Genomic DNA, 15,502 nt, shown 5'->3' on the forward strand with positions numbered 1-15,502 from the left:
TTATTTCCCTCCCGCCTTCAGCATATCGGACAGGAAAGCCAGCGCTAAGCCCTGACCCCAGCCCTGAATCCAGTCTTTCGGGATATTGCGGTAGCCTTCCCGGTCCTTCATGACAGCTGTGCCGCCCGATACGCCAAGCACCCGGCCATCTTCGCTGATGCTCGCCAGAATGCCCTTTAACGCTTTTTGCACATATTTGGTATGCAGCGGGTTGCCGTTATTAATCATCGCCGCCGCAATTCCGCAGGAGGCCGATACCTCTTCATAGGATTCCTCATCGTCCAGCACTGTCCGCCACAGTCCGTTCTCCGTCTGCACCAGCTTCAGTGCCGCCAGCTGATCACGCAGGGAGCATTCCACATCCATACATTGCGGGTACAGATACCAGTCCTTCAGCAGCGGCTTGACCTGTGACATCGTGTATGCCCCCCAGGCATTTGCCCTGCCCCAGTACAGCCCGGACATATGATCCTGCTTCACATTATTGTAGCCGTGGTACCAGAAGCCTGTGCCAGGGTCCTGCAGATATTTGATATGCCAGTAATACTGGTTAAGGGCATCCTGGATCAGCTCCTGATCCTTCAGCTTGCTGCCTACACGCAGCAGGAAGAAGGCCGCCATGAACAGCGTATCCGCCCAGGCCTGCTCCGGAAAGTCATTCGAGACGGACACGGTATGCTGAAGCACGTTGTCGCCGAAACGCAGCGCAGAATTACGGATATAATCCACCTTACTCATGGCGATATCCCAGTACTTCTGCTCCCCTGTCGCTTCGTATAAGGTAATCAGCATATGCCCCATAGCGCATGTATTGACGGTCCAGTCCGGCAGTCCCAGCTCGATATATTCATCTGCCCACTGTACCAGCCGGTCCAGAATTTCTTTATTTCCTGTTATCTGATATGCCCGGGATACCCCGTAATAAGCCACCCCGCACGGCCAGTCCCACGTCAGGTCCATCGCCAGCGTTTTATTCGTTACCTTGTCGATAATACTTAGAATCTCTTCCCGGTTGTACTCTACTTGAAGCATCTGAATACCCCTCTCTTGTCCCGTTCGCCCCTTAGGGGCTTAATATCCGTTCAGGTTATGCAAGCGCTTTACAGACTCTATTGTAAGCAGTAAAATGTTCTACATCTAAGCATATTCGCAGCAAAACTGCGCAGATTCGACCATTTATATCATTAACCTTTCATCAGGTTCATATTTAAGCAGTTAAATTTATGTAACGGAAGCAGGTGCCACGAATATGCCCAGAAAAAAGAAGCCCGTCATCGAATACCGTCACTACAGCCTGCCGATCAGCTTCCCTGTGCTGCTGCTTAGCGGAGAACGCTGGAAGATATCCGATATCAAAAGCGAGCACCTGCATTTCCATAACCACCTGGAGATTGGCATTTGCTATTCAGACAGCGGGATCATGGAGATTAAGGGGGAATCTGTCCCTTTTGCCGCCGGTGATGTGACTTTCCTGCCGCGGTATCTGCCCCATACAACCTACAGTTCGCCGGGGGAGGCCAGTCTGTGGTCCTATCTCTTTTTCTCACCGGAGGAGCTGTTCCAGCATTCCTTCAAAAGCGCCTATGCCGGCTTCGAGCCGAACCTGTGGGCGGTGCAGGGGAATAGCTGTATTCTGAACAAGGAGAAATATCCCAAGGTCTATACGCTGGCTACGTCGGTTGTAGAGGAGCTGCTGCTGCAGAAGCCCTATTATCAGGAAAATGCCTACGGCTTGCTGCTCTCCCTGTATATCGAGCTGTTGAGAATTCATTCCACAAACGAAGCTCTGGCCGGCCAGGAGGCGGAGCATAACCTGAAGGGTGATTTCGCCATTTCGCCGGCGCTGGAGTATATCACGAGAAATTATATGACAGCGATGTCTATCGACTTTCTGGCCGAATTATGTCACCTGAGCACCACCCATTTCCGCAGGAAATTCCATGAAATGATGGGCAGCGCACCGCTCGATTTCCTGAGCAGCACCCGGATTGAAGAGGCCTGCAAGCAGCTCAAAAGCACGGAGGATTCTATTCTCGAAATCTCTGAAAAGGTAGGGTTCCATTCCATCTCCAGCTTCAACCGCTGCTTCTCGAGGCTGATGGGTGTCTCGCCCAAGGAGTGGCGTAAAGGAGCACAATCTGAGGCGCAATCGGCGAAGGCCAGTATTCTGGAGTTTACGGGGTGGGTATAGTTCATCGAAGACAGCGGATATGCTCCGGCCTGCTGTCCGGCAGCACAAGCAGTGTCTTGAGTTCATGCTAAGTTGGGGTAAATGTTGCAGGTTTTGCAACAATGCTACATGAATAACGGGGTGGTGACACGGATTGTTGTACAAAACACAAGAATTCCCCTGCTATGAAGCCTCGCCGTGAGGAAATCCTGCACTTTATGCAATAAATCTCGATTTAGGCCGTTTTAACGAGAACATTGTTGCATTTTATGCAGGATTTTTTATAATATAGCGGTAAAATTATAACTAATTTCAAAAAGGGAGGGTTCACCATGCAGCAGCTGTTCAAGGAACTGATCAAGAACGAGGTCAAACCTTTTTTCGCGGGACACGGTTACTCCAAGAAAAATCTGTTCTTCTACAAAGCAGAGGGAACGCAGTTCTACTCTTTCCAATTGCAGAAATTGGCCGGGAACACGCGGAATCAGATCATGTTCTACGTTAACTGCTGCATTTATTCTATCGGACTTGAGCCCTTCCAAGCCCGTCCGACCAAAACAGCGCCTCCAGGAGAGAACCCCCATTTCACCGTGCGGATCGCTGAGATCGTCCCCGCTGCTCCTGACCGCTACTCCCTGACGTCTGATACGGATGCGGACAAATTCACAGCAGAGCTTCTGCAGCACTTAGAGGAAGCGCTCATGTTCATGCACACCATGACAGGCGCCAGAGAAATTGTGGATTATTATATGGACAGGACCGCGCTGCATTTAAGCGAAGAAACCTTCCGTTTCCTGCTGCACGCAGGCGACCGTGAAACGGCCGATCAGTATCTGCTCAAGCTGCGGGCGAAATACGGAAGCGAACCGCGCTGGACGATCTGGGAGAAGAAATACGCAGCGATTTGGAGCGAATCCGAAGAATAATCTTAGCCCGCCTATAATCGCTCCACGTACTGCTTGGCCTCGCCTAGCGACATATCGGAATGCTGGCGGACGAGCTTGATCGCCGGAATGAGCTTTCCGTCCTTTTTCAGCTGAAGGGCAGATGCTTGTATATCCTCAGGAGGGATTTGCAGGGCACTCTCTGCTTCCACGCGGCGCTTCATCTCGGCAGATACCAGCCGCTCCTGTTCTGCGGTTAGCGGCTCCTCTGCCGTCCGGATCAGCGGGACTCCCCGCTGCGGCATCATTCTGATAACCAGCCCAAGCAGGGTCCCCGCGACAGAATACAGAACCAGATACTGTACGAACCGGTACAGGTACAGCCATACTGTGCTAAGCGCAACAAGCTCCCCGCCCGGCTTCAGAATAGCCATATGATCCGTGATGGCAATTTCACCGGGGGCATAATTATCAATATTCTGCTCAACCTGCAGTTCGCCCGCCGGAGACACGATCCATTCAAGCGGTTTGTTTGTAATGGGGTTGCCTGATGTGTCGATCATCATACTGAAGAACGTGAAGACCGCGATGATATAGACAATATTGTTGCTCCACGTAAACCGCTTGGACAGCACCACAAGACTGAAGATGAGCAGCAGTGTAATTGCTTTTATGTACATGTTATGGAGATAAAACTGCAACACCACAGGCAGGCCCCACCCGAACAGCAGCACCATGACGACAGCAAACAGAGTAACATAGAATAAAATCAGCGCATTCTTCTTCATACGGCACAACTTCCTTTCTACCGGTCTAATCTATTCTTACCCAAAAATAAAGAGGCTGCGCCTATGGCTACAACCTCTCTGATGTCTACAAATTCTCTGTAGCCAGCGTGAACCCTTCAATCACCGCATCCTCATCAATCTCAATCATGATACAGCGCTTGCCCTGATAATTCACCTGCCGCACATACCGCAGATCCTGCGGGCTGATGGTAATCGAAGCGACCTTGGTATCAATCTTGATCGATTTGGAGGTGAACTTCGGAATGACACTGCTGGCTTTCATCTCATAGTGTTTGTTATCCACGATGGTCTCAAATGCGCGTTCTACCTTCTCCATCGTCACATCCTCCACGCCGCTCACCTTCAGCACACGTTCCACATCCCGGTAATCCAGCCGCGGCGGCTCTTCCTCATCCGCATTCTCTTCAATAACCTGATGGATCTCTTCATAGACCTGGGCAATGGTGGCTACATCAATCTGTTCACCTGCCACTTCCTTCACAATCTCCTCGAAGATCGATCTCTCTTCCATTGCTGTCACGGACCGCTCCGCATTCAGGACCTGTTCAATGAAATGCGGGTTCGGATTATTGGAGCTACCTGTGCAGTACAAGATGCGGTTCACATCGGAATAATTGTCGGTCACACTCGGATAAAAGAACCCCTGCTCCGGCGTGCTCAGCTTGATAATCGGATCCACCATGATATTGTATTTGAATTCCCGTTCCACGTAATCGAACAGCATGGTCTTCCGCTGCTGCTCTGTGGAGTTCACGCTGCATAAAATAAACGGATGTGCGAACATTTCATCTTTGCCGGTTTCTTCCGCTTCGTCATTGCGTGCTTTGGTCGGCCGGAAGTATTGTCCGCGGACAAACGTGACCACGGCATCCTTTTCATACTTAGTATCGGCCAGCATTTTATCCACGAGCATCAGCATGAGGTCCTGCCATTCCTCCGGGTCCCCGGTTACCAGCCCCTGATGCAGCATCACCTGGGACGGTTCCTCCGCTTCCTCCATGAACTTAAGCTCAAACAGCTTATGGTCCAGCTCCCCGGTCAGCAGCTTGCGGAAATTGCCCATGTACAGCTCCTGCTTCTCCCGGTCCACCATGGCAAACGGCTGGCGCTCGAAGTGATAGATTTCATTGGTTTCCTTCATAATATACACGTTGAGAATGTCGAACAGCTTCAGCTGATCGTGGTCCATCTTGAATTGCTTACGTATATGTGCGGCTTCTTTCTTGATCATCTTCTGGGCACATCTCCTAGGAATTAAATTGATTAACCCAGTATAAACGAAATAAAAATCGTTCGCCAGAAGGGGTTTTTAAGCCGCTGCGCGTATAGCCTCGTGCACTTTCATACGGAAAAAGCAGGCCCAGACCATGGTCTGAACCCGCTTCTCCGCTTATTACCGCTGTTTAGTTAATCAAATCCGACTTCTGCAGCAGCCGCTGAATCAGGGCAGCTACCTCAGCACGGGTAACGTTAGCCTTGGCTGCCAGACTGCTGTTGCCGCGCCCGGTGATGAGACCAGCCTTGGCTGCCAGCGCCAGACTGTCCTTCGCCCAGCTGCCTGCATTGCCGCCATCTGTGAAGGCTCCGAGAACACTTGCTGTGTCTACAGTACCGGTAAGCTCTGCGAGACCCGTAAGCTTCATCGCTTTGGCGATGATGTTCATTGCCTGCTCACGTGTAATCAGGGCGTCCGGACGGAAGGTTCCATCCTCAAAACCGGTAATCAGACCATATCCGGCTGCGGTCTGGACTGCACCTGCATACCAGGCACTGGCCGGAACATCGGCATATGCCGCCTGCCCGTCTCCAAGCTTCAGTCCAAGTCCGCGTACGATAATGGCTGCGAACTCTGCCCGGGTAATGTCTGCATTCGGGTTAAATGCCGTTTGATTCACTCCGTTAATGACCAGACGCGATCCCATATCATTCACGGCATCCTTCGCCCAGTGATTCTCAACATCTGCAAAAGTCAACGGGTGCCAGACTACAGAATAAGAGCTGTTCGTAAGGCTGTTAATCTCTGCATAATATCTTCCGTTCTTCTGCATTATACGGGTCGGCACATGCCGTACTGTTCCATCCGGTTCAACCACGATTCCTGTAGTAATCCGGTTTGGATCAACTCCATCCGGAAGTGCTACACTCCGCTGCACATAAACATTAAACCGGCCTACTTCTACTGTCGATGTCCCATAAGTTGCTGTAACTGTGAAATCCACTGAAGGTGCGACCAGTGTATAACCGCCTTTGCTGATGGCATCCGCCACTACCTGCTTCATGACAGCAGAGTCTTCGGCAATCGTGATCTTCAGCTTGATATCCTCCAGCTTAATACTATTTCCTAACTGCCCGGCCAACGCTCCAATATTAATTTCTTTAGCAGGCAGGGTATAGGAACCTGTATTCGTCTGAAGCACCAGTGTCGCTGAAGCATTTTCCAAATTTTTAACCATCTGGCCGTTCAACTCGCCTACGAATACATTGGAATCTATCGTCACCGGAATCGTAACGACTGCCCCTCTGCCTTCCGCATCCAGCTTAGCCTGCAATTTGACGGGATCTACTGCTATGGTCGTGGTCTTCACATTCCCATTAGTCGTGATTGTCGCTTGTCCGGCATTCTCTTCTTTGCCATTCACAAGGACGATGATATTGGTAACCACGCTAGTACTTGTCATTGCAGTTCCACTGCTGCTGCTATTTCCCGTATTCCCTGTATTGCCGGTATCAGGTGTTATTGTATCGTTCAATACTGCAGCAATTGCAATACCATACTTCACTACTTTTCCTGCAGCATCAACTTCTGCAATCCCGATCTTGTCTCCATTGGACGCTGGGATAAGCCCTGCACTGCCAATAACTGTGTAACCAGTAAGTGTGTCTCCTGCATTAGGTATAACAACGCTGCCTGTGCCAAAATTCTTATACAAAATTTCATGGCCTTCAGCTGGTGCAGGGGTAACCACAATTTGTGTCATACCGTTATTCGCTGTACCCACAGGATCATTAGAGCTCACCGTCAAGCCTGCGGCAGGAATAGGGGCATTAGTTGTAAACGTGATGGTGGTTGCCGGCCCCGCCGGAACAGAGCCGCTGGCTGCCACTCTGACCTTGACTGTATGCTCGCCGCTCAAATCCGGCAAGTTAGTTCCGTCATACCGTACATAAGGCCCATCGTCTACTGCAAATTCCATACTCGTATTCAGACCGACTACCCTATTACTCTGATCGTCAGCTGTAACTTCAGGTGCCGCCGGTATAACCGCATCAGAATCATGCACGGTAACTTGAACTTCAATTGAAGCAAAGGACGTTGATGTTGCCTTTACCCGGACATAGTAGGTATCAGGTGCAAGATTAACTATCACTGTGTCTTCCACATCTGTCCAAGACCCTGTACTGCCCTTCTTATACTCCATCTGGAGAGTCACATTCTGAATGGAACCGTTGTTAGCTCCGCCGTAAGTAACATCTGTGACCGTAACTCCAACCGGAGCTGCAGCACGGGATGGAATACTCAGCGTCTGCACTGCACTGTCTGTAGTTGTCGAACCGTCTCCCATTTTCACAATGCTCAGTGTCGTGCCCAGCCAGCTGCTGTCGATTGAAATCTTACCTTCTGCTGTTGCCGTCACCGTCGTGCCGTTCACGGTGTACACTCCGTTCGCTGTCAGTCCCGTCAGCTGCTCGGCTTCATAGCCGATTGCTGCTGCCGGGATCGCTTCCGGTGTTGCGGTGAAGACTCCAACCGTCACTTGCACAGCTGCCGAAGTAAAGCTGCTTGATGTGGCTTTTGTCCGCACATCGTAGGTGCCTGGCGCAAGTCCGGTCACGCTTGTGCCGGTGATGTTGCTCCATGCTTCTGCCGTGCTCAGCTTGTATTCCATGGTCGCATTCACGCCAGTCAGGCTGCCGTCATGACCATTCACCGTGGTCTCATCCGTCTTGCCGACGCCAGCAGGTGCCACTGGGCGGCTTGGCACTGGCAGTGATTGTGCCGCGCTGTCACTTGTGGTTGTGCCATTTCCCTTCTTCACAATCGAGAGGGTTGTGCCCAGCCAGCCGCTGTCGATTGAAATCTTACCTTCTGCTGTTGCCGTCACTGCCGTGCCGTTCACCGTATATGTCCCGTTCGCTGTCAGTCCCGTCAGCTGCTCGGCTTCATAGCCGATTGCTGCTGCCGGGATCGCTTCCGGTGTTGCGGTGAAGGCTCCAACCGTCACTTGCACTGCTGCTGAAGCAAAGCTGCTTGACGTTGCTTTTGTACGCACATCGTACGTGCCCGGTGCTAGTCCGGTCACGCTCGTGCCCGTGATGTCACTCCATGTTGCTGCCGTGCTCAGCTTGTATTCCATCGCTGCATTCACGCCAGTCAGGATGCCGTCAATACCATTCACCGTGGTCTCATCCGTCTTGCCGACGCCAGCAGGTGCCGCCGGACGGCTTGGCACTGGCAGTGATTGTGCCGCGCTGTCACTTGTGGTTGTGCCATTTCCCTTCTTCACAATCGAGAGGGTTGTGCCCAGCCAGCCGCTGTCGATTGCCAGCTTGCCGGCAGAATCTGCCGTCACTGCCGTGCCGTTCACCGTATATGTCCCGTTCGCTGACAGGCCCGTCAGTTGCTCCGCTTCATAGTCGATTGCTGCTGCCGGGATCGCTTCCGGTGTTGCGGTGAAGACTCCAACTGTCACTTGCACAGCTGCTGAAGCAAAGCTGCTTGACGTTGCCTTTGTCCGCACATCGTACGTGCCTGGCGCAAGTCCGGTCACGCTCGTGCCCGTGATGTTACTCCATGTTTCTGCCGTGCTCAGCTTGTATTCCATGGTCGCATTCACGCCAGTCAGGCTGCCGTCATGACCATTCACTGTGGTCTCATCCGTCTTGCCGACGCCAGCAGGTGCCGCCGGGCGGCCTGCTACTGGCAGTGATTGTGCCGTGCTGTCACTTGTGGTTGTACCATTTCCCTTCTTCACAATCGAGAGGGTTGTGCCCAGCCAGCTGCTGTCGATTGCCAGCTTGCCAGCAGAATCGGCCGTCACCGTCGTGCCGTTCACCGTATATGTCCCGTTCGCTGTCAGTCCCGTCAGCTGCTCGGCTTCATAATTGATTGCTGCTGCCGGGATTGTCTCTGGTGTTGCGGTGAAGGCTCCAACCGTCACTTGCACTGCTGCCGAAGCAAAGCTGCTTGACGTTGCCTTCGTCCGCACATCGTACGTGTCCGGTACAAGTCCGGTCACGCTCGTGCCCGTGATGTTGCTCCATGCTTCTGCCGTGCTCAGCTTGTATTCCATAGCTGCATTCACGCCAGTCAAGCTGCCGTTATGACCATTTACCGTGGTCTCATCCGTCTTGCCGACGCCAGCAGGTGCCGCCGGACGGCTTGGCACTGGCAGTGATTGTGCCGCGCCGTCACTTGTGGTTGTGCCATTTCCCTTCTTCACAATCGAGAGGGTTGTACCCAGCCAACTGCTGTCGATTGAAATCTTGCCGTCTGCTGTTGCCGTCACTGTCGTGCCGTTCACGGTGTATGTCCCGTTCGCTGACAGGCCCGTCAGTTGCTCCGCTTCATAGTTGATTGCTGCTGCCGGGATGGCTTCCGGTGTTGCGGTGAAGGCTCCAACTGTCGCTTGTACAGCTGACGAAGCAAAGCTGCTTGAGGTTGCCTTCGTCCGCACATCGTACGTGCCCGGTACAAGTCCGGTCACGCTCGTGCCGGTGATGTTGCTCCATGTTTCTGCCGTGCTCAGCTTGTATTCCATGGTCGCATTCACGCCAGTCAGGCTGCCGTCATGACCATTCACCGTGGTCTCATCCGTCTTGCCGACGCCAGCAGGTGCCACCGGACGGCTTGGCACTGGCAGTGATTGTGCCGCGCTGTCACTTGTGGTTGTGCCATTTCCCTTCTTCACAATCGAGAGGGTTGTGCCCAGCCAGCTGCTGTCGATCGCCAGCTTGCCGGCAGAATCTGCCGTCACCGTCGTGCCGTTCACCGTGTACACTCCGCTCGCTGTCAGTCCGCTCAGCTGCTCGGCTGTATAGTCGATTGCTGCCGTCGGGATGGCCTCCGGTGTTGCGGTGAAGGTTCCAACCGTCACTTGCACTGCTGACGAAGCAAAGCTGCTTAAGGTTGCTTTCGTCCGCACATCATACGTGCCCGGTACAAGTCCGGTCACGCTCGTGCCGGTGATGTTGCTCCACGTTTCTGCCGTGCTCAGCTTGTATTCCATGGTCGCATTCACGCCAGTCAGGCTGCCGTCATGACCATTCACCGTGGTCTCATCCGTCTTGCCGACGCCAGCAGGTGCCACTGGGCGGCTTGGCACTGGCAGTGATTGTGCCACGCTGTCACTTGTGGTTGTGCCATTTCCCTTCTTCACAATCGAGAGGGTTGTGCCCAGCCAGCTGCTGTCGATTGCCAGCTTGCCAGCAGAATCGGCCGTCACCGTCGTGCCGTTCACCGTGTACACTCCGTTCTCTATCAGTCCAGTCAGCTGCTCGGCTTCATAGCCGATTGCTGCTGCCGGGATCGCTTCCGGTGTCGGCGTCGTGTCGGTTACGGTAATCGCCAGCGTCTGCGTGTTGCCTGCGTTGAAGTTGATCGTCAGGCTGGTGGTCCCTTCGGACTGCGCCGCCAGATACTCTTTCTTAATTGTCACCGTACTGCCCGACACGGTGTAATCCGTGTTCAGCATTAGCGTTGATGCGCCGTTCTGGATGCTGCTGAGCGTGTTGCCGTTCAGCGTCATTGTCGTGGTTACATCCGCCTGCGCCGTTGTCTTCTTATCGAAGCTTGCAACGGCAGGTGAAATACTCGAATTCATCGCAGTAGTTGTAAAGGTCTGATTGCTTCCGTAGCTGGTCCCCTGCGAGTTCTTCGCATAGGCGCGGAAATGATAGGTCGTATTTGCATTTAAGGCACTCAAATTCACACTAAAGGTTCCAGTGGTTCCCGAGGCAGTGACCTTGCTATCGCTCGTCGTAGGATTTGCACTTACGGAATAAACCACTCCCCGTTCGGTTATCGTTGTTCCGCCATCCGCGGTCACATTCCCTCCAATCGTTGCTGCGCTGCCAGTAATCCCTGATACAGAAGAGCTTGTAATAACTGTCGGTGCGGTTGCGCCGCTCGGCAACTGCCCGGACGAGTTCCATGTAACGGAAGCAATAGCTGAATTGGTTCCACTATTGTTCGTAGCATTCAAGGTAGCTCCGCTTGGATCAACATCGGCAATTCCTTTAATGGTAGCACCCACCCTGATGTTGCCGTTGCTGTAGATTGCTATTCCACCTGCAGCATCTGCAGCTGTACTTCCGATAGTATTAACCCACTGCGGACTGCCATTGGAGGAAGATAACTTGAGAATAAACAAATCCGTATTCCCTACAGAGGTTACATTAGTGGAACCAAAAGCTGCAGTTCCATTAAAAGTACCTAATACGTACAGATTTCCGGAACCATCAACGTTTAAATTAGATCCAATTTCGCCTGCGGTACCTCCACCCGTAAACTTCCACAGCAAAGCTCCGTCTGAAGGATTCAATTTCACCACATACATATCGTTAGCACCTGCAGATGTGGCGTTGGAGGTACCTGGTCCAGGGTCAAAATCGTTGGTTCCCTGGAAGAACCCCGTAACATATACTCCGGTACTATCGGCAGTCACACCTCTGGCATTACTGGTTGAGGAAGACTTGAATTGATCCGCCCACTGGGTAACACCGGAACTGTTCAATTTCCAGACAAAAGAATTGAAAGTTCCGGTATTCTCAAAAGTTGTGCTTCCGAAGGTCGGACCTCCGTACACATTACCCGCGGCATACACGTCTTCGTTGCTATCCAGAGCAAGTGAATAAATGTAATTAGCCGAAGGGTCGGTTGGATTCGCTGTAAACCAGGTTAAAGCGCCTGTAGCAGCATTTATTTTCATAACAAAAAGATTGTTTGTCGATGCCGACTGTGTGCTTATAACACCTGTACCGTCAGTAACAGTGTTAGCTTTACCGCTATTCGAGGTAAATGCGCCGCCCCAATAAATCGATGTGCCTGCGCTATTAATGGCTACGGCATCGTAGGGCGCGGTGGAGAGGGGGCCTCGATTCGTTACGACCCATTGAAATGCACCTGAGCTATTTAGTTTTAATAAGAAGGCCTGACTGTTCGATGTTTCCCCTTGAATATTTTTGGTTACGCCAGGATCCGGATCTACATCTAACAGCCCCGTTGTGCCGTCACCCATAAACTGCGCGGCAACGTACACATTTCCTGAGCTATCAACGGCAATCCCTCTTCCAAAATCGCCGTAGCTGGAAGCGCTCTTTACACTTCCGATCACTTTGACCCAAGTTAAAGTGCCGTCGGAAGCATATTTGGCTATAAAAATAGAACCGGCCGTCCCGGTATTCGGATCGGCAACCGTGTTAATTCCATCGAATTTCACATTGCCGTTAAAATAACCCGTCATATAAGTATTACCGCTTCCATCTACCTGCGTAGCATTAACAACAATACTGGAACTAGCGTCAGCCCCTGTAATATTAATTAAATTCTGATCTGAAGCGAATGCATGAGAACCAAAAAAACAAAGAAAAATTAAACTCAATGCTAGAGAGGCCATCCACCTCAAAGAGAATACAGCAGGCAGCTTCTTTCTCCTTAAATATCCCAGAATCATAGAAGTTTACTCCTTTCTTATTGTCACAACATTATCGGATTGCTTCCCGGCAAGATGCGATCTATCTCGACTCAAAAGGCCCTTTCAAACTGGCTATCAAAATGAATAATATCTGTTCATGAAAACGTTGGTTTGTCGCTATCTCAGCGGGGCTCTCTATCACCTGGCCTTTCTATAAATAAAAAGACTTCATTAGCAAATTCTTCATATTGTTTTAATTTCATAATAGCACAAATTTTAAATAAGTAGTTTTATAATATTAGCTATATAGCGGTCAAATCCACTGAAATAGCGGATTAAGCAGAGCATGGTAAGGACGCCGCGGAAACAACAAAATCCCCCTCATTTGCACAAACGCAAAAATGCCCGGGAGTCCCTTTCCGTTAAAGGATCTCTCAGGCTATTTTTTGTGACGATTATTCGTCTAAGGGGATACATCCGGCTGAAACAGTATCAGTATTTTGCCACCACTACTAAATTATTGCCCCGTCCCTCTACCGCCACCGCCAGCACCGCCCCGGAAGCCACCGCCACCGCCGCCGCGCGATTCCGTGATTTCAGTAATCTTCTCCCCATTGACCGTAACCGTGCCGCCATTTAATTCTGCTGTACCATCCGCATCAAAGGCGGAGGTTGCTTCCACATTAATGGTTCCGCCATTCACATAAAGATTGCCGTTCGAATCAAAAGCATCCGTATCTCCGCTGGCCATAGTTACATTTATGGTGCCTCCGTTTACCACGATTGAGGCATCTGCATTGGCTTTTGGCGTAGCGTTAATGCCGTCGTCTGTCGCATACACTGTAATCTTACCCTCGTTAATAATGATATTATTCCCCTCAATGCCTTCCACAGCAGTCTTAATGTTGAGGGTTCCGCCATCGATTTGCACAAGATTGTTGCCAGTAATGGCATCATCCGCAGCAGTGATTTCTAATGTACCGCCTTCAATATAGATATTCCCAAGAGTCGTGTCCTCTTCATTCTCACTATGCAGACCGTCCTTCTGCGTGTCTATCGTAATGGTTCCATCAGCGATTAGAATAGCATCATTCGCCTCCAGTGCATCCGCAGCGGACTCAATGGTATAGGTGCCTCCGGTAATTTTGAGCTCATCCTTGGAAGAGATCCCGTTGCCCTGACTCGACACAATGCCTAAGGTTCCGGTTCCATTCAGGGTCAAATCAGCTCTGGAGAAAATGACTGCGTCCAGATTCGTCTCCCCATCCGCCACATAACTCCCGGTCACATTCATGTAATTCTCGCTGTCAGTAGAGGTAACGAATACTTTATCTGCTGCTTTCACATAAATCGCCGGTGCATCTTCATTGGTGATACTAACGCCATCAAGGACGATCTGAACCTTGGCTTCTTCGGCAGCATCCACCGTTACCGTCACATTCTCTGCCTCGCCGCTTAAGACATATACACCTTCCTCACTCAGCGTCACATCCTGATTGCTTACCAGACTCATTTCGGTTGCCCCTGTAAGGTCAGCTGACTGTTCCAGATCCCGGTCACTGAACCATTCGGAGGTATCTTGAACAGAAGCTTCTGCTGTACCTTGAACATCGCTGTCCGATGCTGACGCTGTACCTGACGACACTGCCTGAGTGGCCGCAGCCGTCTGAGTGATTGCAGCAGTAACGCCTCCGTTTCCGGATTGTGTATTAGAGCATCCTGTGGCGGATACCGTAAGTAATGCGGCCAATGCAATGACGCTTATGCTGTTCAGTTTTATAGTTTTCATGAAAGAACACTCCTTGTAAAATGGTTAACCATCCTCTGTTCACGATTCAATCCTTATGTCCGCTTGATGGCTTAAACAGATCATAATACAGAACGCTTAAACCAAACTTAAACAAGGAATGCAAAGCAGAGGTTATATATGACAAGAGATGTCCTGATTACAAGGCTATAATAGGGCTGTATTCAATAAAGGAGGCGCAGCAATGGCAAATTTACAAAGTAAAATTGCTTTAGTAGCCGGGGCAACAAGAGGAGCCGGCCGGGGAATCGCTACTGAACTGGGGGCAGCCGGGGCAACCGTATATGTGACCGGAAGATCGACCCGGGCCGGGCGTTCCGAATATGATCGCCCTGAGACTATAGAAGAAACGGCAGAGCTTGTCACCAGAGCCGGCGGCCGCGGAATTCCGGTGCAGGTCGATCATCTGGATCCTGTCCAGGTGCAGAATCTGGTGAACCGCATTGAGCAGGAACAAGGACGTCTTGATATTCTGGTGAATGATATTTGGGGTGCGGAAAAGATCATCGAATGGAATACCCCGGTGTGGGAGCACTCCCTTGAGAAAGGGCTGCGGATGTTACGGCTCGCTATCGATACGCATCTGATTACCAGTCACTTTGCCCTTCCCCTGCTGATCAAGAATAAGAATGGACTCATTGTCGAGATGACCGATGGCATCGCTGACTACAACAATAACAATTACAGGGTATCCATGTTTTATGATCAGGCCAAAACCTCTGTGATCCGCATGGCCTGGGCGCTCGCTCAGGAGGTTCAGCACTATGGATGTACGGCTGTCGCGCTTACCCCAGGCTGGCTGCGTTCGGAAATGATGCTCGAACATTATGGGGTGCAGGAAGCGAACTGGAAAGATGCCGCAGCCGGGGAGCCGCATTTCATCATCTCGGAAACGCCGCATTTTGTCGGCCGGGCTGTTGCTGCTCTTGCCCAGGATCCTGAGCTGTCACAGTGGAATGGTCAATCCCTGTCCAGCGGGGCGCTTGCGCAGGTATACGGGTTCACAGATCTTGACGGTTCGCAGCCGGATTGCTGGCGCTACATGGTTGAGGTCGTAGATGCCGGTAAACCGGCAAATGCAGAAGGGTACAGATAATTAAGCAAAAAACCCACTGATCAACAATCCGGGTGCAAAACGCGACAAAGCGGATTCAGACATGGTCTGAATCCGCTTTGTTCGCTGTTGTATCCTGTATCCT

The 15,502-nt window shown here is 51.4% G+C and carries 8 protein-coding genes; 3 read left to right on the plus strand and 5 right to left on the minus strand.

Annotated elements, in window-relative coordinates; translation table 11 throughout:
- Nucleotides 1-1,032, minus strand: a complete 1,032-nt coding sequence (locus LOS79_RS20980) for a glycoside hydrolase family 88/105 protein (RefSeq protein ID WP_315412048.1) — start codon at nt 1,030-1,032, stop codon at nt 1-3.
- Between the two features lie 217 nt (nt 1,033-1,249).
- Between LOS79_RS20980 and LOS79_RS20985 the strand changes: the two genes are divergently transcribed.
- Nucleotides 1,250-2,191 (plus strand): helix-turn-helix domain-containing protein, encoded by a 942-nt coding sequence (locus LOS79_RS20985; RefSeq protein WP_315412049.1) that lies wholly within the window; start codon nt 1,250-1,252, stop codon nt 2,189-2,191.
- Nucleotides 2,192-2,502: 311 nt separating this feature from the next.
- Entirely contained in the window at nt 2,503-3,096 is a 594-nt protein-coding gene (locus LOS79_RS20990; protein WP_315412051.1) for a DUF4304 domain-containing protein, read from the plus strand.
- Nucleotides 3,097-3,107: 11 nt separating this feature from the next.
- Here LOS79_RS20990 and LOS79_RS20995 read toward each other — a convergent pair whose 3' ends face one another.
- From LOS79_RS20995 to LOS79_RS21010, 4 genes are all read right to left on the minus strand, one after another.
- Nucleotides 3,108-3,842: a hypothetical protein gene (locus tag LOS79_RS20995; protein WP_315412053.1), complete on the minus strand. Its 735-nt coding sequence runs from the start codon at nt 3,840-3,842 to the stop codon at nt 3,108-3,110.
- Nucleotides 3,843-3,927: 85 nt separating this feature from the next.
- Nucleotides 3,928-5,094, minus strand: a complete 1,167-nt coding sequence (locus LOS79_RS21000) for a DUF4317 domain-containing protein (protein WP_315412055.1) — start codon at nt 5,092-5,094, stop codon at nt 3,928-3,930.
- A 172-nt stretch (nt 5,095-5,266) separates the two neighbouring features.
- Nucleotides 5,267-12,325 carry an S-layer homology domain-containing protein gene (locus LOS79_RS21005; RefSeq protein WP_315412057.1) on the minus strand — a complete coding sequence of 2,353 codons (7,059 nt, stop codon included), beginning with the start codon at nt 12,323-12,325 and terminating at the stop codon, nt 5,267-5,269.
- 688 nt (nt 12,326-13,013) lie between these two features.
- Nucleotides 13,014-14,285 (minus strand): carbohydrate-binding domain-containing protein, encoded by a 1,272-nt coding sequence (locus LOS79_RS21010; RefSeq protein ID WP_315412059.1) that lies wholly within the window; start codon nt 14,283-14,285, stop codon nt 13,014-13,016.
- A gap of 202 nt (nt 14,286-14,487) precedes the next feature.
- Here LOS79_RS21010 and LOS79_RS21015 point away from each other — a divergent pair, with 202 nt between their 5' ends.
- Nucleotides 14,488-15,399: an SDR family oxidoreductase gene (locus LOS79_RS21015; RefSeq protein WP_315412060.1), complete on the plus strand. Its 912-nt coding sequence runs from the start codon at nt 14,488-14,490 to the stop codon at nt 15,397-15,399.
- The last annotated feature ends 103 nt before the right edge of the window (nt 15,400-15,502 follow it).

The sequence above is a fragment of the Paenibacillus sp. MMS20-IR301 genome, assembly GCF_032302195.1.
In the GTDB taxonomy this organism is placed as follows: Bacteria; Bacillota; Bacilli; order Paenibacillales; family Paenibacillaceae; genus Paenibacillus_AQ.